The following is a 20,476-nucleotide window of genomic DNA, read 5'->3' as shown; positions in this document are numbered from 1 at the left end:
TGGCAGTATTTTGTTTTATCTACAAATAGAAGCCTGTAGCGCTTGTACAAATGTCCGAAAATCAAGCCATTGCCTGTTGTCCGGTTTGTTCGTTGAGACTTTGCTGAGCCTAAACGGGTGACCATCAGTTAGCCTGGAGTTCATGACAATGCATCCCCGCATCCTTGAGGTAACCGAACGGCTGATTGTCCGTAGCCATGAAACCCGTCAGCGCTATCTGCAACTGATTCGGGGCGCGGCGAGCGATGGCCCGATGCGTGGCAAACTGCAATGTGCCAACTTCGCGCATGGCGTTGCGGCCTGCGGTCCAGAAGACAAAAACAGCCTGCGCATGATGAACGCGGCCAACATCGCTATCGTGTCTTCTTACAACGATATGCTCTCGGCGCACCAGCCGTATGAATACTTTCCTGAACAAATTAAAAAAGCCCTGCGTGAAATTGGCTCTATCGGCCAGTTTGCCGGGGGCGTGCCGGCAATGTGCGACGGAGTGACGCAAGGTGAGCCGGGCATGGAGCTGAGCCTTGCCAGCCGCGAGGTCATTGCCATGGCTACCGCTGTCGCGTTGTCGCACAACATGTTTGATGGCGCTCTGATGCTGGGGATTTGCGACAAGATTGTGCCGGGCCTGATGATGGGTTCGCTGCGTTTTGGTCATTTGCCGATCATCTTTGTTCCGGGCGGGCCCATGGTATCGGGCATTTCCAACAAGGAAAAAGCCGACGTTCGCCAGCGCTACGCCGAAGGCAAGGCAACTCGCGAAGAGCTGCTGGATTCTGAGATGAAGTCCTATCATGGCCCTGGCACCTGTACCTTTTATGGCACAGCCAATACCAACCAGTTGTTGATGGAAGTCATGGGTTTGCATTTGCCGGGCGCTTCCTTTGTTAATCCTTACACCCCATTACGCGAAGCCCTGACACGCGAAGCGGCGTTCCAGGTGACGCGTCTGACGAAACAAAGCGGTCAGTTCATTCCGATGGGGGAGATTGTGGACGAGCGTGCGCTGGTCAACTCGATTGTTGCACTGCATGCGACGGGCGGTTCCACCAACCACACGCTGCACATGCCGGCTATCGCGCAGGCGGCTGGCATTCAATTGACCTGGCAGGACATGGCCGACCTCTCCGAAGTCGTACCGACGCTGAGCCATGTTTACCCGAACGGCAAAGCCGACATTAACCACTTCCAGGCCGCCGGTGGTATGTCGTTCCTGATTCGTGAACTGCTTGATGCCGGTTTGATGCACGAAGACGTCAATACCGTGATGGGCCGTGGCCTGCGCCGTTACACGCAAGAGCCATTTCTGGAAGACGGCAAGCTGGTGTGGCGCGACGGCCCGACCGAAAGTCTGGACGAAAACATTCTTCGGCCGGTTGCACGGCCGTTTTCGGCGGAAGGTGGCCTGCGTGTGATGGAGGGTAATCTCGGTCGCGGCGTGATGAAGGTTTCGGCGGTGGCGCTGGAGCATCAGATCGTCGAAGCGCCGGCCAAGGTGTTCGAGGATCAACAGGACTTGGCGGACGCGTTCAAGGCGGGTGAGCTGGAGTGTAATTTCGTCGCGGTGATGCGTTTTCAAGGCCCGCGTTCCAATGGCATGCCCGAGTTGCACAAAATGACGCCATTCCTGGGCGTGCTGCAGGACCGAGGTTTCGAAGTCGCGTTGATCACTGATGGACGCATGTCTGGCGCTTCGGGGAAAATCCCGGCAGCGATCCACGTTTGCCCGGAGGCGGCAGATGGTGGCCCATTGGCACTTGTGCGTAATGGGGATCTCATTCGGGTAGATGGCGTGAAAGGGACATTGCAAGTTCTGGTCGAACCGGCAGAATTGGCCGCCAGAGAACCGGCTATCGGTCGGCTGGCCAACAATGTGGGCAGCGGACGCGAGCTGTTCGGTTTTATGCGTATGGCCTTCAGCTCCGCGGAGAAGGGCGCCAGCGCCTTTACTTCGAATCTGGAGACGCTCAAGTGAAATTGGCGATGGTGGGTGATATCGGTGGGACGAATGCGCGTTTTGCCATTTGGGAAGACGATCAACTGCATTCGATCCGGGTATTTCCGACCGTCGATTACGCCAGCCCTGAAGCGGCGCTGCTGATCTACCTTGAGGATCTGGAACTGCAACGCGGCGATGTTGGCTCGATTTGCCTGGCGGTTGCCGGACCTGTGGTCGGCGACGATTTCCACTTCACTAACAACCACTGGAAGATCAATAGGCCGTCGTTCTGCGCCGAGCTTAAAATCGACAACCTGATCATGGTCAACGATTTCACTGCCATGGCGTTGGGCATGACCCGCCTGCGTGAAGGCGAATACCTGACGGTGCGCCATGGCAAGGGTGACCCGAATGCGGCCAAGGTCGTGATCGGGCCTGGCACGGGTTTGGGTGTCGGGACATTGATCCGCACCGGCGATAACCACTGGACAGCCCTGCCGGGTGAGGGCGGTCACGTTGATTTGCCGATCGGTAGCCCGCGTGAGGCGATGCTGTGGATGCGCTTGATGGCGGGCCACGAGCATGTCAGTGCTGAAACTGTTCTGAGCGGTGCCGGTCTGTTGCTGTTGTATCAGGTCAGCTGTGCGCTGGATGGGATCGAGCCGACACTCAAATCGCCCGTGGCCATTACCTCGGCTGCGTCGAAGGGGGACAAAGTGGCGGCCGCTGTACTTGAGCAATTCTGCGTGTTCCTCGGGCGCGTGGCTGGCAACAATGTACTGACTGTCGGTGGTCGAGGTGGTGTCTACATTGCTGGCGGCGTGATCCCGCGTTTTGTTGATTTCTTCATGCAGAGCGGCTTCAATCGCGCGCTGAGCGAAAAAGGACTGATGAAGGATTATTTCGACGAAGTGCCGGTCTGGCTGGTTACGGCCGAGTACCCAGGGTTGACTGGAGCTGGTGTGGCGCTGGATCAGGCTCAGGTGTGAATCAGTAGCGCCAGGTCATGACGACTGCGATTGCGGTCTAACCTTCGCAGCTTTCGTGCTTTATCAGCTCGTACAGGGCAGTGATGTACTCATAACAATAATTTCAGCACCCACAAGGACGATCAACGTGAACTCTGCCAGTAAGTCGATTCTCGTGGTCGATGATGACCAGGAGATTCGTGAATTGTTGCAAGCGTACCTGAGCCGTTGCGGCTTTCAGGTCAGAACGGTCGGTGATGGCGCGGAGTTTCGCCAAGCGTTCAACGAGGAGCCCAGCGATCTGCTGATTCTTGATGTCATGTTGCCCGACGAGGACGGCTTCAGTCTGTGCCGTTGGGTCAGGCAACATCCGCGCCAGCCGCACGTGCCAATCATCATGCTCACCGCCAGTTCCGACGAAGCCGACCGGGTGATCGGATTGGAGTTGGGTGCCGACGATTACATGGCCAAGCCTTTTAGCCCCCGCGAACTTCAAGCACGGATCAAGGCCTTGTTGCGACGGGCACAGTTTGGTCTGGAGCGCGTCGGAGGCGAAGTTCTGGTGTTCGATGACTGGCGCCTGGACATGGTCAGTCACCGGCTTTTCCACAACGACGGAGAAGAAGTGATTCTGTCCGGCGCCGATTTCGCGCTATTGAAGCTGTTTCTCGACAATCCTCAGCAAATCCTCGATCGCGACACCATCGGCAACGCCACTCGTGGTCGAGAGCTGATGCCGCTGGAGCGAATTGTCGATATGGCGGTCAGTCGTCTGCGTCAGCGCCTGCGCGATACTGGCAAAGCGCCTAGGTTGATCCGCACAGTGCGTGGCAGCGGTTATTTGTTGGCGGCCAATGTGCTGCCACACGCCAGCAACGGTTACTGACAGTTGATACCGATCGAAAAAAAACGCCGGCTCCCCGTGCCGCGTTCGTTGCTCGGCCGCATGTTGTCACTGACCCTGCTCGCGATGCTGTTGGCGCAAACGCTGTCCAGCGTGATCTGGCTGTCGCAGTTGCGTGCCACGCAGATGGAAGGCCTGATTACCAGTGCGCGCAGCCTGGCGCATTCGATGGCGGCCAGCGTCAGTTATTTCCGGTCGCTGCCGGTGGCCTATCGACCGCTGGTCTTGGATCAGTTGCGCAACATGGGCGGGACGCGATTCGTCGTTTCGCTCAACGATCACCCACTGGACATGGCGACTCTGGAGCCGACTCCGCGCAAGGAGGCAGTGCTGACGGCTGTTGACGAAGTGCTGCGTCAGCATCTGGGTAATGATCCCGATATCTCCATTTGGTTCGTCCGTCCGCAGGATCTGCGTATCTTCAATAGCGGCCTGAAGCTCGACGAGTTGCCGCGCTCCTGGGCGCATTATGCGTTGAGCCTTGAGCCGGTGAATCCGCCAGTGCTGGTCACACAAATTCAGTTGTCGCAGGGTGAATGGCTATACATCGCCTCGCTGCTGCCCGAGCCTTATACCAGTCTGGAGGAGCAGGACCTGCCAGCCCAACAGGTGTGGTTCATTGTGCTCACCAGCGGCTTTTTACTGCTGTTCATCGGCTTGCTGGTGCATTGGCAGAATGGCCCACTCAAGCGCCTGGCACGCTCGGCGCGCGACATGTCACTGGGTGCCGAGGTGCAGCCGGTGGTGGAGGGCGGGGGCAGCGAAGTGGTGGAAGTCACCCGTGCGTTCAACACCATGCGTGAACGCATCAGCCGTTACCTGGGTGAGCGCGGCCAATTGTTCAGTGCCATTTCCCATGACCTGCGCACGCCAATCACGCGCTTGCGGTTGCGCGTGGAGTTGCTTGAGGATGAGGTGACACAGGCCAAGTTCACTCGCGATCTGGACGAGCTGGAGCTGTTGGTCAAAGGTGCTTTGCAGTGCGTGAAGGACACTGACATCCACGAAAACATCGAGCCGGTGGACCTTAATCAGGCGCTTGATTGTTTGATCGAACCTTATCTGTCTCCAGCGGGTGACGGTCGTGTGACCCTTGAAGGGCGGGCTATGTTGACGTTTCCGGGGAAGCCACTAGCGCTCAGGCGTTGCATGGGCAACCTCATCGATAACGCCATCAAGTACGGCAAGAAGGCCAATCTGCGGATAGAAGACGACGTTGAAGCCTTCATTCTGCACGTCGAAGACGAAGGCCCCGGCGTACCGGAGCAGCGGCTGGAACAGGTGTTCGAACCGCACTTTCGGCTTGCGGGCAAACAGCAGGGCTATGGATTGGGGCTGGGTATCGCACGCAATATCGCCCACAGCCATGGCGGCGAGGTGACTCTACAGAACCTGCGTGAAGGTGGGTTGCGTGTGACGTTGTATTTGCCGCGCGGGCTGGAGTGATTCAGCGACATAGGGGTTATAAGGCTCAGGCCATGCATCCTTGGCGAGCAGCTCCCATGATCATGTAAAAACCCTTATAATCTCGCGCCTATTATCTTCTGATGCGAGAACCGCCGTGAGCTTACCTCCGTGCCCAAAATGCAATTCCGAATACACCTACGAAGACGGCACCCAATTCGTTTGCCCGGAATGCGCCCACGAGTGGACCGCTGACAGCGCAGCCGAGGCCTCAGACGACGTCAAGGTCATCAAGGATTCGGTCGGCAATACCCTGCAAGACGGCGACACTGTCACAGTGATCAAGGACCTCAAGGTCAAAGGCTCGTCGCTGGTGGTCAAGGTCGGCACCAAGGTGAAGAACATCCGATTGGTCGATGGCGACCACGACATCGACTGCAAGATCGACGGCATCGGCGCGATGAAGCTGAAGTCGGAGTTTGTGAAGAAGGGCTGATTTTTTACCCTGATGTACCTATGAAAAAGCCCGACATCACTAGGCTGTCGGGCTTTTCGGTATACGCGGGTACCCGTCAAGAGGCGGTGTCACTCCCCCTCATCAAACTTGTTATTGATCAACTCAACCAACCCCTCCAGTGCAGCCTGTTCGTCCTCACCCTCGGTGTGCAGATGAATCTCGGTGCCTTTGCCCGCCGCAAGCATCATCACGGCCATGATGCTCTTGCCGTCGACCATACTGTCGGGCGTACGACCGACTCGGATATGGCAGGGGTATTTGCCTGCAACACCGACGAACTTGGCGGCTGCGCGGGCGTGCAAGCCCAGCTTGTTGATGATGGTGATTTGGAGAACGGGCATCGCGGTGGGGATCCTTTCAGCTTAGGTCGCGGTGGCGAACCTGAACATTTTTAAGCGACTGCTGCAAAACCTGGCCCAGTCGCTCGGTCAGGTAGACAGAACGGTGATGCCCGCCGGTGCAGCCAATGGCAATAGTGACGTAGGCGCGGTTGCTGGCCGCGAAGCGTGGCAGCCACTTGTTGAGGTACGCGAAGATGTCCTGAAACATTTCTTCGACGTCTGGTTGTGCGGCCAGGTAATCGGCTACTGGTTTATCAAGCCCGGATTGTTCACGCAGCTCGGGTTTCCAATAGGGGTTGGGCAGGCACCGCACGTCAAACACCAGGTCGGCATCCACGGGCATGCCGCGCTTGAAGCCGAATGATTCAACAAGAAAGGCCGTACCCGGTTCTGGTTTGTTCAACAGCCGCAGTTTGAGCGCGTCACGCAACTGATACAGATTCAGGTTGGTGGTGTCGATGGTCAGGTCGGCCAGATCGATGATGGGGCCGAGCAGGATTTTTTCGTCGCGGATCGCCTCGGCCAGCGACCGTGTCGAGGTGCTGAGTGGGTGGCGGCGCCGGGTTTCGGAAAAGCGTTTGAGCAGCGTCGCTTCCTCGGCATCCAGAAACAGCACGTCGCACTGGATGTGACGTGAACGCACCTCTTCAAGCATCTTCGGAAAGCGGGTCAGATGGCTAGGCAGGTTGCGGGCGTCGATGGAAACGGCAAGGAGCGGTTCAGCCAGCTCGGTGTGGATCAATGCACGCTCGGCCAACTCAGGCAGCAAGCCTGCGGGAAGGTTGTCGACGCAATAGAAGCCGTTGTCTTCCAGCACATCGAGGGCCGTACTCTTACCTGACCCGGAGCGGCCGCTAACGATGATCATGCGCATGATTAATGCCCAGTTTGCTCGTCCAGTACCACCTGATAGAGCGCCTCACCGCTTGGAGCTGAGCGAAGTCGTTCGCGCACCTCTTTCTGGTCAAGCATGCTGGCAATCTGGCGTAGTAGTTCAAGGTGTTCGTCGGTGGCCGCTTCAGGGACCAGCAGAACAAACAGCAGGTCGACCGGGGCGCCATCGATGGCGTCGAAATCGACAGGGTGATTGAGGTGAAGCAAGGCGCTAATGGGGTTTGAGCAGCCCTTGAGACGACAGTGGGGGATGGCGATGCCATTGCCGAAACCCGTGGAGCCCAGCTTTTCGCGCGCTATCAGGCTTTCATAGACGGTTTGTCGGTCAAGTTCGGGCACCTGCTGCCCGATGACTTTGGCAATCTCTTCGAGTACTGCTTTTTTACTGCCACCTGGCACGTTCACCAGGGAACGGCCAGGGGTCAGGATGTTTTCAAGTCGGATCATGAGTGGGGAGTGTCAGCGAGCTGCCGCACCTTTGAGGATGCTTTGCTGCTTTTCCTTATGCTTGAGCAATTGTCTGTCGAGCTTGTCAGTGAGTAGGTCGATTGCTGCATACATATCATCATGCTCGGCATTGGCAACCACCTCTCCACCGGGGATATGCAGGGTGGCCTCGATTTTCTGTTTGAGCTTCTCGACGACCATCGTCACTTGCACATTGGTAATCTTGTCAAAGTGCCCTTCGAGCTTTTTGAGTTTCAGCTCGATGTACTCACGCATGGGCTTGGTCACTTCCAGTTGGTGTCCACTGATGTTGACTTGCATACAGCCTCTCCTTCGTTGCCAGTGCATTAAGAGGCAGGCTTTGTTGCCTGCCACTGAAACGCTGTGGCCTGTGGCCTCTACATCAGTCGTTTGCGCTCGCTCGAAGGCGCTATCCCTAGAGATTCGCGGTATTTGGCGACTGTGCGACGGGCCACTTGAATGCCTTGTGCCTCCAGTAAACCAGCGATCTTACTGTCACTCAATGGCTTTTTCTGATTTTCGGCGGCAACCAGTTTTTTGATGATCGCGCGAATGGCTGTGGACGAACATTCACCGCCCTCAGACGTGCTGACGTGGCTGGAGAAGAAGTATTTCAGTTCATAAATGCCGCGCGGCGTATGCATGAACTTTTGCGTGGTGACCCGGGAAATCGTCGATTCATGCATGCCCACCGCTTCCGCGATGTCGTGCAGCACCAAGGGCTTCATCGCTTCGTCACCGTATTCAAGGAAGCCACGTTGATGTTCAACGATTTGGGTGGCCACCTTCATAAGGGTTTCGTTGCGGCTTTGCAGGCTCTTGATGAACCAGCGGGCTTCTTGCAACTGATTGCGCATGAATGTGTTGTCGGCGCTGGTATCGGCACGCCGCACGAAACCTGCGTATTGCGCATTAACGCGCAAGCGCGGTACGGATTCCTGGTTGAGTTCGACCAGCCAGCGCTCGTTGTGCTTGCGTACGATTACGTCGGGGACAACGTATTCGGATTCGGTAGATTCGATCTGTGAGCCTGGACGCGGATTCAGGCTCTGCACCAGCTCGATGATCTGGCGAAGATCGTCTTCCTTGATCTTCATGCGGCGCATCAGTTGAGCGTAGTCACGGCTGCCCAGCAGGTCGATGTAATCGCTGACCAGGCGTTGCGCTTCGGCAAGCCACGGGGTCTTGGCAGGCAACTGGCGCAATTGCAGCAACAGGCATTCGCTGAGGTTGCGCGCACCGATACCGGCAGGTTCGAACTGCTGGATGCGATGCAGGACGGCTTCGATTTCGTCCAGCTCTATATCGAGCTCAGGGTCGAATGCGTCGAGAAGCTCGTCGAGAGATTCGTCCAGATAGCCCTGGCTGTTGATGCAATCAATCAGCGTCACGGCTATCAAGCGATCAGTATCTGACATAGGCGCCAGATTCAGTTGCCACAGCAAATGGCTTTGCAGGCTTTCGCCCACCGAAGTGCGTGTGGTGAAATCCCACTCGTCATCGTCGTTGCTGGGCAGGCTGCTGGCGCTGGTCTGGTAAACGTCTTCCCATGCGGTATCAACGGGTAGTTCGTTTGGTATGCGCTCACTCCATTCGCCATCTTCCAGGTTGTCGACGGTGGGGGCGGATTCCTGATAGGCAGGTTCCTGAACATCAGGGTTGGGTTTGTGTTCGATATTGTCGGCCATCGGGTCGGCATTATCGAAGTCTTCGCCTTCTTCCTGGCGCTCGAGCATAGGGTTGGACTCCAGTGCCTCCTGAATTTCCTGTTGGAGATCCAGAGTCGACAATTGGAGTAAGCGGATGGCCTGTTGCAGCTGCGGTGTCATCGTCAGCTGCTGGCCCATTCTCAAGACTAGCGAAGGTTTCATGGCAGGGGCTAAACACCTTATTCGTTCGCCGGCGCATATGCGCGCCATCTACTACAGGGCGCCAAGGCGCCAACTTAAGCAAATTATATGCCTGAAACCGGAGTGTTTGCCTAGAGTGCGATGACAATTAATACGGAATCGACGATGGGACGACGGTTGCGCCCATCTGTCGATAGCAAGTCATCGCAGTCTTTACAAGTGAAACTCGTGGCCGAGGTATACCTCTTTCACCAACTGGTTCGCCAGAATGGTTTCCGAGTCGCCTTCGGCAATTAACTGCCCATCATTGACGATGTAGGCGGTTTCGCAGATGTCCAGCGTTTCTCGGACGTTGTGATCGGTGATCAGGACGCCGATACCTTTGGCTTTCAGGTGATAAATGATTTGCTTGATGTCGCCGACCGAAATGGGGTCGACACCGGCAAACGGTTCATCGAGCAGGATGAATTTCGGTGAGGTCGCCAAGGCTCGTGCGATTTCCACCCGGCGACGTTCGCCACCTGACAAGCTCATGCCGAGGTTATCGCGGATGTGTGTGATGTGGAATTCCTGCAGTAGGCTCTCCAGTTCCTTGCGACGTGCCGGGCGATCCAGTTCTTTGCGCGTTTCGAGAATCGCCATGATGTTATCGGCAACAGACAGTTTGCGAAAGATCGACGCTTCCTGAGGCAAGTAGCCGATACCTGCCCGCGCACGGCCATGCATTGGCTGATGGCTGACGTCTTGATCGTCGATCAGTACACGCCCTTGCTCAGCCTGGACCAAGCCGACAATCATATAGAAACAGGTAGTCTTACCAGCGCCGTTAGGCCCCAGTAAACCGACGATCTGGCCGCTTTCGATGGACAGGCTCACATCACGGACGACCTGACGGCCCTTGTAGCTTTTAGCCAGGTGCTGAGCTTTCAGCGTTGCCATTACTGGGCCTTCTGCTGGTCGGTTTTCTTTTTCGGCTGAATAACCATATCGATTCTTGGGCGCGGCGTAGTGATCTTGGTGCCATTGGCGCGCCCGGCATTCACGACCTGCTTCACGGTGTCGTAGACGATTTTTTCGCCTTCGGACGTGTTGCCGTCGTTGATGACCTTGGCTTTGTCGATCAGCACGATACGATCCTGTGCCGCGAAATACTGAATGGTTACGCCATAAGCCTGGACGATCGGTTTATCGACAGCAGGTTTCTGCTCGTAGTAAGCCAGGTTACCAACGGAAGTAAACACGTCGACTTCGCCCTGCGCATTACGGGTAATGGTCACCGTATTGCCCGTAATTTTCATGGAGCCCTGCGTGATGATTACATTGCCTTTATAAGTGGCAATGCCTTGCTTGTCATCGAGCTGCGCGTCATCGGACTGAATGTGGATGGGCTGATCGCGATCCGTCGGCAGAGACCAGGCGCTCGCGCTTCCCAGTGCTGCGCCCAGGCCGAGCAAAAAAGGAAGGGTTTTAACGAGCGTCATACTGTCCTCTTACGTTGGAGAGCAGGTCCATCCTGCTGTCTTTCAAATACGCTTTCATTCCGGTCGCCGTGGTCACACCGCCCAGACCGTCGATTCTAACGGCTTGCTGGGTCTGCGCATATTGCTTCTGGGGGAATACAGTCATGCGACTGCTGGTAATGATGGTTGTACGGTTTTTTTCGTCGGTACGATTGATGCGTACGGCATCGATCAGTTCGACATGGTCCCCACCGGGAGACACTTCAGCGGTTTTGCTCTCGACATGCCACGGGAAGGTGGAGCCACGATACAGCTCAAGGTTGGGTGTCGTCAGTAGGGTAATGTCTGACGCCTTCAAATGCTCGACCTTGTCGGCTGTCATCTCGTACTGCAGGCCACCGTCCTCAAGGAACTGAACGCTGTGGGCGTTGATGGCGTAGAAGTCGATGGCGCTTTCATCCACCGCAGCCTTGGGTTGGTCCATGAAGCTTTCCGGGCTGATATTCCAGTAGCCAGCGGCAGCCAGCAGCACCGCGAGCACGCCGAATATCAGGAAAGTACGAGTTTTTTTACTGAACATAATGGACTTCTATAAGTAGGCGGCATGAGCCGCTTCAAGGTTGTCCTGGGCGTTCAGAATCAATTCACAAAATTCACGGGCCGCGCCTTCACCGCCACGTGCCTGAGTGATCCCGTGTGCGTGCTGGCGAACAAATCCGGCAGCGCTGGCAACTGCCATGCCCAGTCCTACCCGGCGAATAACTGGCAGATCCGGCAGATCGTCACCCAGATAAGCAACCTGTTCGTAGCTTAGGCCCAGTTGAGTCAAAAGCTCGTCCAGCACCACAAGTTTGTCTTCGCGCCCTTGATACAGATGGGCAATTCCGAGGTTTTTCGCCCGGCGTTCAACCACAGGAGTCTTGCGCCCGCTAATGATGGCAGTCGTGACGCCAGACGCAATCAGCATTTTGATGCCTTGGCCGTCGAGGGTGTTGAAGGTCTTGAATTCGCTGCCGTCTTCGAGAAAGTACAGTCGGCCATCGGTCAGCACGCCATCGACATCAAAAACCGCCAGCTTGATATTTTTGCCGCGTTGCATCAGGTCGTTCATGTCGGTACTCATTTACATCACCCCCGCGCGCAAGAGGTCGCCCAGATTGAACGCGCCGACAGGGTGATCATTTTCGTCCACCACGATCAGCGCACCGATCTTGTGGTCTTCCATGATTTTGAGTGCCTCTGCCGCCAGCATCTCTGGGCGGACGGTCTTGCCGTGTACGGTCATGACCTCATCAATGCTGGCTTGGCGGATATCGATGGGGAGATCCAGCGTGCGACGTAAATCACCGTCAGTGAAGATCCCTGCCAGACGACCGTCAGGCTCGACGATGGCTGTCATGCCCAGCCCCTTGTGGGTCATTTCCATCAGTGAGTCGCGCAGCGGTGTCCCCCGAGCGACTTGCGGCAGCTCTGCTCCGGTGTGCATTACATGCTCGACTTTGAGCAGCAGGCGTCGACCCAATGCACCGCCCGGATGGGAAAATGCGAAGTCCTCGGCGGTGAAGCCCCGTGCTTCGAGCAAGGCGATCGCCAAGGCGTCTCCCATTGCCAGCGCAGCCGTGGTCGAGGACGTGGGTGCAAGGTTCAGAGGGCAAGCCTCATGCATGACGTGGGCGTTCAAATTGACTTCGGCAGCTTTCGCCAGAGTCGATTCTGAATTGCCGGTCAGGCTGATCATCTTGATGCCAAGCCGTTTGATCAGTGGCAGCAGTGTGACGATCTCGGCGGTGGTGCCCGAATTCGATAGCGCCAGGATGATATCGGCGCCGGTGATCATACCCATGTCGCCATGGCTGGCTTCGGCCGGATGAACGAAAAATGAAGGTGTACCGGTACTCGCCAGAGTGGCTGCGATCTTTCTCGCGATATGCCCGGACTTGCCCATGCCTAGCACTACCACGCGCCCCTTGCTCGCCAGAATCATCTCGCAGGCGCTGACGAAATCCGCACTGATGTGCGCAAGCAGGCCTTCCAGGGCTTCTACCTCAAGACGGATTGTGCGTTGTGCCGATTGAATCAGGTCGCTGGATTGGCTCATGTCGTAAAAGGGTAGACCTAGTGAAAAGGCGGCGATTATAGCTGCAATGTTGAAAACCCTCACCCATCATTGTCGCTGTTGTTTATCGAGGCCTGTTGTCTGTCAGGCGTAGGGTCTTATTTTAGTGTTCATCTGCGCAGGATTTTTCCCGCGCAGGTGAGTTATTTATCCTCATTCCAAATGTTGAGGGCTTCGCTCTTGGGCGGCGCGCATGGGCGGTGGTATAGTTCGCCGCTTGTTCGGCCCTCCAGACAGTGTGTCGTTCGTCAAGGACGCGGCATCTGAAGAGCAGGCTGTATTGCAAGGAGTTTAGATGAGTGCCGATAACGCCTACGCGGTCGAGTTGAAGGGTATGTCCTTCAACCGTGGTACGCGCAGCATCTTCAATAATGTGGACATCCACATTCCCCGGGGCAAAGTCACCGGTATCATGGGGCCGTCAGGTAGTGGCAAGACGACACTGCTGCGTCTGATGGGAGCACAGCTACGCCCGAGCAGGGGCGAAGTCTGGGTTAATGGTCAGAATTTGCCGGAATTGTCGCGCAGCGATCTGTTCGACGCACGCAAGCAAATGGGTGTGCTGTTCCAAAGTGGCGCGCTGTTTACGGACCTCGATGTCTTCGAGAATGTCGCATTCCCTCTGCGTGTCCATACCGAATTGCCGGAAGACATGATTCGCGACATCGTTCTGCTGAAGTTGCAGGCGGTGGGGCTGCGCGGGGCTGTCGAGCTGATGCCCGACGAGCTTTCCGGCGGTATGAAGCGTCGTGTCGCACTGGCCCGCGCAATCGCCCTCGACCCGCAAATCCTGATGTACGACGAACCTTTCGCGGGGCAGGACCCGATTGCGATGGGGGTTCTGGTACGCCTGGTCCGCTTGCTCAACGATGCTCTGGGGATCACCAGCATTGTCGTTTCCCACGACCTTGCAGAGACCGCCAGCATTGCCGACTACCTCTATGTGGTGGGTGATGGGCAGGTCCTTGGGCAGGGAACGCCTGACGAGATGATGCAGTCGGATAATCCGCGCATTCGTCAATTCATGAACGGCGATCCAGACGGCCCTGTACCGTTTCACTATCCGGCGGCGGATTATCGCGAAGATCTTTTGGGGAAGCGCTGATGCGCAGAAAGTCATTAATGGAGCGTATTCGTCTTATGGGGCGAGCCGCTATCGATATTGTTGTAGTGCTGGGACGTTCGGGGATTTTTCTGGCTCATGCCTTGCTGGGGCGTGGCGGAATTGGCGGTGGATTCCAGTTGTTGGTGCGCCAGTTGTTCTCGATTGGTGTGATGTCGCTGGCGATCATCGTCGTTTCCGGGGTGTTTATCGGGATGGTGCTTGCACTGCAGGGGTTCAGCATCCTGGCTAAATACGGTTCTGAGCAAGCGGTAGGGCAGATGGTTGCTCTGACGCTGCTGCGTGAGCTCGGCCCGGTCGTGGCGGCATTGTTGTTCGCCGGTCGCGCGGGGTCTGCGTTAACCGCTGAAATCGGCAACATGAAATCCACCGAGCAGCTTTCCAGCCTTGAAATGATCGGTGTCGATCCGCTGAAATATATCGTCGCGCCGCGCTTGTGGGCGGGGTTCATTTCGCTGCCATTGCTGGCCATGATTTTTAGTGTCGTAGGTATCTGGGGCGGATCTTGGGTTGCGGTTGATTGGCTAGGCGTCTACGAAGGCTCCTTCTGGTCGAACATGCAAAACAGCGTCTCCTTTTCCGATGACGTGCTCAATGGTTTGATCAAAAGCGTTGTGTTTGCTTTTGTAGTCACCTGGATTGCCGTGTACCAGGGCTATGACTGCGAGCCCACCTCAGAAGGGATCAGCCGCGCAACGACTAAAACCGTGGTGTACGCCTCGCTGGCCATATTGGGCCTGGACTTTATTTTGACCGCCTTGATGTTTGGAGACTTTTGATGCAAAACCGTACCCTCGAAACAGGTGTCGGCCTGTTCCTGCTGGCCGGGATACTGGCTTTGCTGTTGCTGGCCCTGCGAGTCAGCGGTCTGACTGCCAGCGCGACCAACGACACGTATAAACTTTATGCCTATTTCGACAATTCGGCTGGTTTGACTGTCAGAGCGAAGGTGACCATGGCCGGTGTCACCATCGGCAAGGTCACGGCAATCGATCTGGATCGCGACACCTTCACGGGTCGTGTGACGATGGAAGTGGAAAAGCGCGTGAATAATCTTCCGTCGGACTCCACTGCCTCGATTCTCACGGCGGGCCTGTTGGGTGAGAAATACATCGGTATCAGCGTGGGCGGTGATGACAAACTGCTCAAAGACGGCAGCACCATTCATGACACGCAGTCGTCGTTGGTACTCGAGGATCTGATCGGTAAATTTTTGCTGAATACCGTGAGTAAAGACGCCAAATGAGGAGTTTTTCATGATTTCAATTCTGCGCCGCGGGTTGCTGGTGTTGCTGGCGGCACTGCCAATGCTGGTCAGTGCTGCGGCATCGACTCAGTCCGCACATGATCTGGTGGATGACACGACCAAGCGCCTTTTGAGCGACCTGGCCGCCCATAAGGACGAATACAAAAGCAACCCCAGTGCCTTTTACGATGCGCTGAACGGTATTGTCGGTCCGGTGATCGATGCCGATGGCATCTCCAAAAGCATCATGACGGTCAAATACTCGCGCAAGGCGTCGCCTGAGCAAATGCAGCGCTTCCAGGAAAGCTTCAAGCGCAGCCTGATTCAGTTCTATGGCAATGCGCTGCTTGAGTACAACAACCAGGGCATCATCGTTGCTCCGGCCAAGGAAGAAGCGGACGACCGCACCTCTGTTGATATGCAGGTCAAGGGCAGTAACGGGGCCATCTATCCCGTCTCCTATACCTTGGTGAAGATGAACGACGAATGGAAAGTCCGTAACGTCATCATCAACGGCATTAACATCGGCAAGCTATTCCGCGACCAGTTCGCCGATGCCATGCAGCGCAACGGTAACGATCTGGACAAGACCATCAATGGTTGGTCAGGCGAGGTTGCCAAGGCCAAGGAAGCTGCCGCCCAGGCCGGCGATAAGGCCGCCAATGAGTGAGGCGAGCGTACAGCCCGGTGTGTCGGGTGAAATTAAACTGGTTGGTGTGCTCGATTATCGGACAGGCCCAGGTTTACGCAAGCAGGGCGCCGAATTGATCAAGTCCAGCACTGCAACTGCGCTGGTGATCGATTGTTCTGAGGTCGAGAAGTCCAGCAGTGTCGGGCTGGCCTTGCTGCTGGGGTTCATGCGCGATGGCGCGGCGGCAGGCAAGACGGTCAGTGTGCGAGCACTGCCCGAAGATATGCGGCAAATCGCTCAGGTATCCGAACTGACCGAGATGCTCCAACACAACTGATTGTGCTGTTATCGATCAAGCCCCTCGTCCGTCTCCTGCAAAGTAGGGTTCGCAACGAGAGGGCTTTTTTGTATGATGGCCGACCCGCGCGCGTAGGGCGCCGATTGAGGTTAAGCATGCAGGCTGTAGAAGTTAAAAGCTTCCTTGAAGGTAAGCTGCCGCAGATTCAAGTCGAAGTTGAAGGCGCAGGCTGCAACTTTCAGTTGAACGTGATCAGCGATGAACTGGCTACACTGAGTCCAGTCAAGCGCCAACAGCAGATCTATGCGCATTTGAACCCATGGATCGCTGATGGCAGCATCCACGCGGTCACCATGAAATTTTTCAGCCGCGCTGCATGGGCCGAGCGCACCTGAGCCAATTGGCGTCGAGATTCTAATGGACAAACTGATTATTACTGGCGGCATTCGTCTTGATGGCGAAATCCGCATTTCCGGGGCGAAGAACTCTGCCCTGCCGATTCTTGCCGCCACGCTGCTGGCCGATGGGCCGGTAACGGTTGCGAACCTGCCGCACCTGCACGACATCACCACCATGATCGAGTTGTTCGGTCGCATGGGCATCGAGCCGATCATTGATGAAAAGCTCAGCGTTGAAATTGATCCTCGCACTATCAAGACCCTGATCGCACCCTATGAGCTGGTGAAAACCATGCGTGCATCGATCCTGGTTCTGGGCCCGATGGTTGCGCGTTTCGGCGAGGCCGAAGTGGCGCTGCCTGGTGGTTGCGCTATCGGCTCGCGTCCGGTGGATCTGCACATTCGTGGTCTTGAAGCCATGGGCGCGGTCATCGACGTCGAAGGCGGTTACATCAAGGCCAAAGCGCCTGAAGGTGGCTTGCGCGGCGCTAACTTCTTCTTCGATACCGTCAGCGTGACAGGTACCGAGAACATCATGATGGCAGCTTCGTTGGCCAACGGTCGTAGCGTGTTGCAAAACGCCGCTCGTGAGCCTGAAGTGGTTGATCTGGCAAACTTCCTGAATGCAATGGGCGCAAAAGTTTCCGGCGCAGGCACCGACACCATCACCATCGATGGCGTGAAGCGTCTGGGCTCGGCGACCTATAAGGTCATGCCAGACCGTATCGAAACCGGTACCTATCTGGTGGCAGCTGCTGCCACGGGTGGTCGGGTCAAGCTCAAGGACACCGATCCAACGATTCTTGAAGCCGTACTGGAAAAGCTGCGTGAGGCAGGCGCCGAAATCACCACCGGCAAGGACTGGATCGAGCTCAACATGCATGGCAAACGTCCGAAGGCCGTCAATGTGCGCACTGCGCCCTATCCGGCTTTCCCGACTGACATGCAAGCGCAGTTTATCTCGCTCAACGCCATTGCCGAAGGCACGGGCGCGGTCATCGAGACAATCTTCGAAAACCGCTTCATGCATGTTTACGAAATGCACCGCATGGGCGCGCAGATTCAAGTCGAGGGTAATACTGCCATCGTCACGGGCTGCGCAAAACTCAAAGGCGCGCCAGTGATGGCGACCGACCTGCGTGCATCCGCCAGTCTGGTGATCTCGGCGCTGGTCGCCGAGGGCGACACGCTGATCGACCGCATCTACCACATCGACCGTGGTTACGAGTGCATCGAAGAGAAACTGCAGATGCTGGGTGCGAAGATTCGTCGCGTTCCGGGCTAGTTGTTCTGAGCCGGGTGTTTGGCTCTGGCGATGCGCCGTTGATTACGATCAACGCACGCGCCGGAGCTAAATGCAAAATGCGGGTATGACTTTCTGATTCGTTTCACTTCGAGCCGAGCGTTGGTTTGAAGGTTGTCGGGCATCGATTGCGACCCGACACAAGTTTCCTGATAAGGACTTACGTTTCCCATGCTGACCATCGCACTGTCCAAGGGCCGTATCCTTGACGACACTCTGCCTCTCCTCGCTGCTGCGGGCATCGTGCCGACCGAGAATCCGGACAAGAGCCGCAAGCTGATCATTCCAACAACCCAGGCCGATGTGCGCCTGTTGATTGTGCGTGCGACCGATGTGCCTACTTATGTCGAACATGGCGCGGCCGATCTGGGCGTCGCGGGTAAAGATGTATTGATGGAGTATGGCGGCCAGGGTCTATACGAGCCGTTGGACCTGCAGATTGCCCAATGCAAATTGATGACTGCCGGCGCTGTCGGGGCTGTCGAGCCGAACGGTCGCCTGCGTGTCGCCACCAAATTCGTCAACGTTGCCAAGCGCTACTACGCAGAGCAAGGCCGTCAGGTCGACATCATCAAGCTGTACGGCTCCATGGAGCTTGCACCGCTGGTGGGATTGGCCGACAAAATCATCGACGTCGTCGACACGGGTAATACGCTACGTGCCAATGGCCTTGAACCTCAGGAACTGATCGCCCACATCAGCTCGCGTCTGGTGGTCAACAAGGCCTCGATGAAAATGCAGCACGCTCGCATACAGGCGTTGATCGACACACTGCGTCAGGCAGTGGAGTCGCGACACCGCGGCTGACCGATAGCGCAACCCCAAAGGTTGCGCCCAACTATCCGTGTCATAGCCAAATTCTCAGGTGCCCGCGCGGATAGCTTGGTAGCTTATGGACTACGTCCAAAACGGCACCCGAGATATCCGCCAATCACTGAGGCCCCGCTATGACCACTTCCACCGATATTCGCCGACTCAATGCTGATGACCCGGACTTTGCACGACATCTGGATCATCTGCTGAGCTGGGAAAGTGTGTCTGACGACTCAGTGAATCAGCGAGTGCTGGACATCATCAAAAACGTGCGAGAGCGCGGCGACGCGGCGTTGGTGGAGTACACCCAGCGTTTCGACGGGCTGGAAGTTGCGTCTATGGCCGACCTGATTCTGCCGCGTGAGCGCCTGGAACTGGCGCTGACTCGCATTACGCCAGCGCAGCGTCAGGCGCTGGAAAAAGCCGCCGACCGTGTGCGCATCTACCACGAGAAACAGAAGCAGGACTCCTGGAGCTACACCGAGGCCGATGGCACGGTGTTGGGGCAGAAAGTCACGCCGCTGGACCGTGCAGGTTTGTACGTGCCGGGCGGCAAGGCGTCGTACCCATCCTCGGTGCTGATGAACGCGATCCCTGCGAAAGTCGCCGGCGTGGCTGAGGTGGTCATGGTCGTGCCCACTCCGCGCGGCGAGCTGAACGAGCTGGTGCTCGCGGCTGCCTGTATCGCGGGTGTCGACCGCGTATTCACCATCGGTGGCGCGCAGGCTGTGGCAGCGCTGGCCTACGGCACTGAAAGCGTGCCTCAGGTCGACAAGGTCGTTGGTCCTGGCAACATCTATGTGGCCACCGCCAAGCGCCATGTGTTCGGCCAGGTCGGTATCGACATGATCGCCGGGCCCTCGGAGATTCTGGTGGTGTGTGACGGTCAGACCAACCCGGACTGGATCGCCATGGATCTGTTCTCCCAGGCCGAGCACGACGAAGACGCGCAGGCGATTCTGGTCAGTACCGATGCTGAGTTTCTCGACAAAGTGGCCGCCAGCATCGCCAGACTGATGCCGACCATGGAGCGTGCAGACATCATCAAAACGTCGATCCATGGCCGCGGCGCGTTGATTAAAGTGGCCGACATGAGTCAGGCGCTTGAGGTCGTCAATCGCATCGCGCCCGAACACCTTGAGTTGTCCGTGGCCGATCCTGAAGCGTGGTTGCCGCACATTCGTCACGCCGGTGCGATCTTTATGGGGCGCCACACCTCCGAAGCACTGGGTGATTACTGCGCAGGCCCCAACCACGTGCTGCCAACCTCGGGCACCGCACGGTTTTCCTCGCCGCTGGGCGTTTACGATTTCCAGAAGCGCTCGTCGATCATTTATTGCTCGGAGCAGGGCGCATCCGAACTCGGCAAGACCGCCTCCGTACTGGCCCGTGGTGAGTCGTTGACCGCTCACGCACGCAGCGCCGAATACCGGATCGTCGATAACCAACAAGAAGGCAAATAGGCATGAGCAAATTCTGGAGCCCTTTCGTCCGTGATCTCGTGCCTTACGTGCCGGGCGAACAACCGAAGCTGACCAAGCTGGTAAAGCTCAACACCAACGAAAACCCTTATGGCCCGTCGCCCAAAGCTATTGAGGCAATGCGCGCCGAGGTGAACGACAACCTGCGTCTTTATCCAGACCCCAACAGTGACCTGCTCAAGCAAGCCGTTGCGCGTTATTACGGCGTTGAAGCCAATCGAGTGTTCCTGGGCAACGGTTCTGACGAGGTGCTCGCCCACGCATACAACGCCTTTTTCAAGCACGACAAACCGCTGCTGTTTCCGGATATCAGCTACAGCTT

Annotated in this window: 25 protein-coding genes; 15 read left to right on the top strand and 10 right to left on the bottom strand. The window is 56.8% G+C overall.

Features of this window, described 5'->3' with window-relative positions; genetic code table 11:
- Positions 1 to 148 precede the first annotated feature (148 nt).
- The 5 genes from edd to VGC62_RS23600 all read left to right on the top strand — a co-directional run bounded on the left by edd (position 149) and on the right by VGC62_RS23600 (position 5,711).
- The gene (gene edd, locus VGC62_RS23620) at positions 149 to 1,975 is read left to right on the top strand and encodes a phosphogluconate dehydratase (RefSeq protein ID WP_331189512.1); all 1,827 of its coding nucleotides are present in this window, start codon (positions 149 to 151) and stop codon (positions 1,973 to 1,975) included.
- Positions 1,972 to 2,928 (top strand): glucokinase, encoded by a 957-nt coding sequence (locus VGC62_RS23615; protein ID WP_331189492.1) that lies wholly within the window; start codon positions 1,972 to 1,974, stop codon positions 2,926 to 2,928. The genes edd and VGC62_RS23615 overlap by 4 nt, the downstream gene beginning before the upstream one ends.
- 127 nt (positions 2,929 to 3,055) lie before the next feature.
- The gene (locus tag VGC62_RS23610) at positions 3,056 to 3,793 is read left to right on the top strand and encodes a response regulator transcription factor (RefSeq protein WP_331189491.1); all 738 of its coding nucleotides are present in this window, start codon (positions 3,056 to 3,058) and stop codon (positions 3,791 to 3,793) included.
- Between the two features lie 60 nt (positions 3,794 to 3,853).
- The gene (locus VGC62_RS23605; protein ID WP_331189511.1) at positions 3,854 to 5,257 is read left to right on the top strand and encodes an ATP-binding protein; all 1,404 of its coding nucleotides are present in this window, start codon (positions 3,854 to 3,856) and stop codon (positions 5,255 to 5,257) included.
- Between the two features lie 115 nt (positions 5,258 to 5,372).
- Positions 5,373 to 5,711: a zinc ribbon domain-containing protein YjdM gene (locus VGC62_RS23600; RefSeq protein ID WP_331189490.1), complete on the top strand. Its 339-nt coding sequence runs from the start codon at positions 5,373 to 5,375 to the stop codon at positions 5,709 to 5,711.
- A gap of 89 nt (positions 5,712 to 5,800) precedes the next feature.
- On the opposite strand, the gene VGC62_RS23595 is transcribed toward VGC62_RS23600, so the two are convergent.
- From VGC62_RS23595 to VGC62_RS23550, 10 genes are all read right to left on the bottom strand, one after another.
- Positions 5,801 to 6,073 carry an HPr family phosphocarrier protein gene (locus tag VGC62_RS23595; RefSeq protein ID WP_331189489.1) on the bottom strand — a complete coding sequence of 91 codons (273 nt, stop codon included), beginning with the start codon at positions 6,071 to 6,073 and terminating at the stop codon, positions 5,801 to 5,803.
- 16 nt (positions 6,074 to 6,089) lie between these two features.
- On the bottom strand, positions 6,090 to 6,947 hold the full coding sequence (rapZ, locus tag VGC62_RS23590) for an RNase adapter RapZ (protein ID WP_331189488.1): 858 nt from the start codon (positions 6,945 to 6,947) through the stop codon (positions 6,090 to 6,092).
- Between the two features lie 2 nt (positions 6,948 to 6,949).
- On the bottom strand, positions 6,950 to 7,414 hold the full coding sequence (ptsN, locus tag VGC62_RS23585) for a PTS IIA-like nitrogen regulatory protein PtsN (RefSeq protein ID WP_331189487.1): 465 nt from the start codon (positions 7,412 to 7,414) through the stop codon (positions 6,950 to 6,952).
- A gap of 12 nt (positions 7,415 to 7,426) precedes the next feature.
- A complete protein-coding gene (gene hpf / locus VGC62_RS23580; protein WP_331189486.1) occupies positions 7,427 to 7,735 on the bottom strand; it encodes a ribosome hibernation-promoting factor, HPF/YfiA family in 309 nt (102 codons plus the stop codon).
- A 77-nt stretch (positions 7,736 to 7,812) separates the two neighbouring features.
- A complete protein-coding gene (locus VGC62_RS23575) occupies positions 7,813 to 9,306 on the bottom strand; it encodes an RNA polymerase factor sigma-54 (protein ID WP_331189485.1) in 1,494 nt (497 codons plus the stop codon).
- A 192-nt stretch (positions 9,307 to 9,498) separates the two neighbouring features.
- Positions 9,499 to 10,224 (bottom strand): LPS export ABC transporter ATP-binding protein, encoded by a 726-nt coding sequence (lptB, locus tag VGC62_RS23570; protein ID WP_331189484.1) that lies wholly within the window; start codon positions 10,222 to 10,224, stop codon positions 9,499 to 9,501.
- The gene (lptA, locus tag VGC62_RS23565; protein ID WP_331189483.1) at positions 10,224 to 10,766 is read right to left on the bottom strand and encodes a lipopolysaccharide transport periplasmic protein LptA; all 543 of its coding nucleotides are present in this window, start codon (positions 10,764 to 10,766) and stop codon (positions 10,224 to 10,226) included. Before lptA ends, lptB begins: the two co-directional genes overlap by 1 nt.
- Positions 10,753 to 11,325, bottom strand: coding sequence for an LPS export ABC transporter periplasmic protein LptC (gene lptC / locus VGC62_RS23560; RefSeq protein WP_331189482.1), 573 nt, complete (start codon positions 11,323 to 11,325; stop codon positions 10,753 to 10,755). The genes lptA and lptC overlap by 14 nt, the downstream gene beginning before the upstream one ends.
- 9 nt (positions 11,326 to 11,334) lie before the next feature.
- Positions 11,335 to 11,868: an HAD family hydrolase gene (locus VGC62_RS23555; protein WP_331189481.1), complete on the bottom strand. Its 534-nt coding sequence runs from the start codon at positions 11,866 to 11,868 to the stop codon at positions 11,335 to 11,337.
- On the bottom strand, positions 11,869 to 12,843 hold the full coding sequence (locus VGC62_RS23550; protein WP_331189480.1) for a KpsF/GutQ family sugar-phosphate isomerase: 975 nt from the start codon (positions 12,841 to 12,843) through the stop codon (positions 11,869 to 11,871). It lies immediately after the preceding gene.
- Between the two features lie 313 nt (positions 12,844 to 13,156).
- Between VGC62_RS23550 and VGC62_RS23545 the strand changes: the two genes are divergently transcribed.
- The 10 genes from VGC62_RS23545 to VGC62_RS23500 all read left to right on the top strand — a co-directional run.
- Positions 13,157 to 13,966 carry an ATP-binding cassette domain-containing protein gene (locus tag VGC62_RS23545; protein WP_331189479.1) on the top strand — a complete coding sequence of 270 codons (810 nt, stop codon included), beginning with the start codon at positions 13,157 to 13,159 and terminating at the stop codon, positions 13,964 to 13,966.
- Entirely contained in the window at positions 13,966 to 14,763 is a 798-nt protein-coding gene (mlaE, locus tag VGC62_RS23540) for a lipid asymmetry maintenance ABC transporter permease subunit MlaE (RefSeq protein ID WP_331189478.1), read from the top strand. Before VGC62_RS23545 ends, mlaE begins: the two co-directional genes overlap by 1 nt.
- Positions 14,763 to 15,230, top strand: a complete 468-nt coding sequence (mlaD, locus tag VGC62_RS23535) for an outer membrane lipid asymmetry maintenance protein MlaD (protein ID WP_331189477.1) — start codon at positions 14,763 to 14,765, stop codon at positions 15,228 to 15,230. The genes mlaE and mlaD overlap by 1 nt, the downstream gene beginning before the upstream one ends.
- 10 nt (positions 15,231 to 15,240) lie before the next feature.
- On the top strand, positions 15,241 to 15,900 hold the full coding sequence (locus VGC62_RS23530; protein WP_331189476.1) for an ABC transporter substrate-binding protein: 660 nt from the start codon (positions 15,241 to 15,243) through the stop codon (positions 15,898 to 15,900).
- Entirely contained in the window at positions 15,893 to 16,198 is a 306-nt protein-coding gene (locus VGC62_RS23525; protein ID WP_331189475.1) for an STAS domain-containing protein, read from the top strand. The genes VGC62_RS23530 and VGC62_RS23525 overlap by 8 nt, the downstream gene beginning before the upstream one ends.
- Before the next feature lie 116 nt (positions 16,199 to 16,314).
- A complete protein-coding gene (locus VGC62_RS23520; RefSeq protein WP_331189474.1) occupies positions 16,315 to 16,554 on the top strand; it encodes a BolA family protein in 240 nt (79 codons plus the stop codon).
- Between the two features lie 22 nt (positions 16,555 to 16,576).
- Positions 16,577 to 17,842 (top strand): UDP-N-acetylglucosamine 1-carboxyvinyltransferase, encoded by a 1,266-nt coding sequence (gene murA, locus VGC62_RS23515; RefSeq protein WP_331189473.1) that lies wholly within the window; start codon positions 16,577 to 16,579, stop codon positions 17,840 to 17,842.
- A 189-nt stretch (positions 17,843 to 18,031) separates the two neighbouring features.
- Positions 18,032 to 18,667, top strand: a complete 636-nt coding sequence (gene hisG, locus VGC62_RS23510) for an ATP phosphoribosyltransferase (RefSeq protein ID WP_331189472.1) — start codon at positions 18,032 to 18,034, stop codon at positions 18,665 to 18,667.
- A gap of 140 nt (positions 18,668 to 18,807) precedes the next feature.
- Positions 18,808 to 20,136, top strand: coding sequence for a histidinol dehydrogenase (hisD, locus tag VGC62_RS23505; protein WP_331189471.1), 1,329 nt, complete (start codon positions 18,808 to 18,810; stop codon positions 20,134 to 20,136).
- 2 nt (positions 20,137 to 20,138) lie between these two features.
- A partial coding sequence (locus VGC62_RS23500) for an aminotransferase class I/II-fold pyridoxal phosphate-dependent enzyme (RefSeq protein WP_331189470.1) occupies positions 20,139 to 20,476 on the top strand: 338 nt, incomplete at its 3' end.

Origin of the sequence: Pseudomonas sp., assembly GCF_036404235.1 — a bacterium.
Taxonomy (GTDB): Bacteria; Pseudomonadota; Gammaproteobacteria; order Pseudomonadales; family Pseudomonadaceae; genus Aquipseudomonas.
This window is presented reverse-complemented; position numbering and strand designations above follow the sequence as displayed.

What these genes read in the sequence shown, in the direction of transcription:
- lptA (WP_331189483.1), bottom strand. Translation starts at nt 10,766, where the DNA reads ATGACGCTCGTTAAAACCCTTCCTTTTTTGCTCGGCCTGGGCGCAGCA.
- hisG (WP_331189472.1), top strand. Translation starts at nt 18,032, where the DNA reads ATGCTGACCATCGCACTGTCCAAGGGCCGTATCCTTGACGACACTCTG.
- VGC62_RS23605 (WP_331189511.1), top strand. Translation starts at nt 3,854, where the DNA reads ATGTTGTCACTGACCCTGCTCGCGATGCTGTTGGCGCAAACGCTGTCC.
- lptC (WP_331189482.1), bottom strand. Translation starts at nt 11,325, where the DNA reads ATGTTCAGTAAAAAAACTCGTACTTTCCTGATATTCGGCGTGCTCGCG.
- VGC62_RS23530 (WP_331189476.1), top strand. Translation starts at nt 15,241, where the DNA reads ATGATTTCAATTCTGCGCCGCGGGTTGCTGGTGTTGCTGGCGGCACTG.
- hpf (WP_331189486.1), bottom strand. Translation starts at nt 7,735, where the DNA reads ATGCAAGTCAACATCAGTGGACACCAACTGGAAGTGACCAAGCCCATG.
- VGC62_RS23545 (WP_331189479.1), top strand. Translation starts at nt 13,157, where the DNA reads ATGAGTGCCGATAACGCCTACGCGGTCGAGTTGAAGGGTATGTCCTTC.
- VGC62_RS23555 (WP_331189481.1), bottom strand. Translation starts at nt 11,868, where the DNA reads ATGAGTACCGACATGAACGACCTGATGCAACGCGGCAAAAATATCAAG.
- lptB (WP_331189484.1), bottom strand. Translation starts at nt 10,224, where the DNA reads ATGGCAACGCTGAAAGCTCAGCACCTGGCTAAAAGCTACAAGGGCCGT.
- murA (WP_331189473.1), top strand. Translation starts at nt 16,577, where the DNA reads ATGGACAAACTGATTATTACTGGCGGCATTCGTCTTGATGGCGAAATC.
- mlaD (WP_331189477.1), top strand. Translation starts at nt 14,763, where the DNA reads ATGCAAAACCGTACCCTCGAAACAGGTGTCGGCCTGTTCCTGCTGGCC.
- VGC62_RS23525 (WP_331189475.1), top strand. Translation starts at nt 15,893, where the DNA reads ATGAGTGAGGCGAGCGTACAGCCCGGTGTGTCGGGTGAAATTAAACTG.
- mlaE (WP_331189478.1), top strand. Translation starts at nt 13,966, where the DNA reads ATGCGCAGAAAGTCATTAATGGAGCGTATTCGTCTTATGGGGCGAGCC.
- ptsN (WP_331189487.1), bottom strand. Translation starts at nt 7,414, where the DNA reads ATGATCCGACTTGAAAACATCCTGACCCCTGGCCGTTCCCTGGTGAAC.
- VGC62_RS23595 (WP_331189489.1), bottom strand. Translation starts at nt 6,073, where the DNA reads ATGCCCGTTCTCCAAATCACCATCATCAACAAGCTGGGCTTGCACGCC.
- rapZ (WP_331189488.1), bottom strand. Translation starts at nt 6,947, where the DNA reads ATGCGCATGATCATCGTTAGCGGCCGCTCCGGGTCAGGTAAGAGTACG.
- VGC62_RS23575 (WP_331189485.1), bottom strand. Translation starts at nt 9,306, where the DNA reads ATGAAACCTTCGCTAGTCTTGAGAATGGGCCAGCAGCTGACGATGACA.
- VGC62_RS23520 (WP_331189474.1), top strand. Translation starts at nt 16,315, where the DNA reads ATGCAGGCTGTAGAAGTTAAAAGCTTCCTTGAAGGTAAGCTGCCGCAG.
- VGC62_RS23550 (WP_331189480.1), bottom strand. Translation starts at nt 12,843, where the DNA reads ATGAGCCAATCCAGCGACCTGATTCAATCGGCACAACGCACAATCCGT.
- hisD (WP_331189471.1), top strand. Translation starts at nt 18,808, where the DNA reads ATGACCACTTCCACCGATATTCGCCGACTCAATGCTGATGACCCGGAC.
- edd (WP_331189512.1), top strand. Translation starts at nt 149, where the DNA reads ATGCATCCCCGCATCCTTGAGGTAACCGAACGGCTGATTGTCCGTAGC.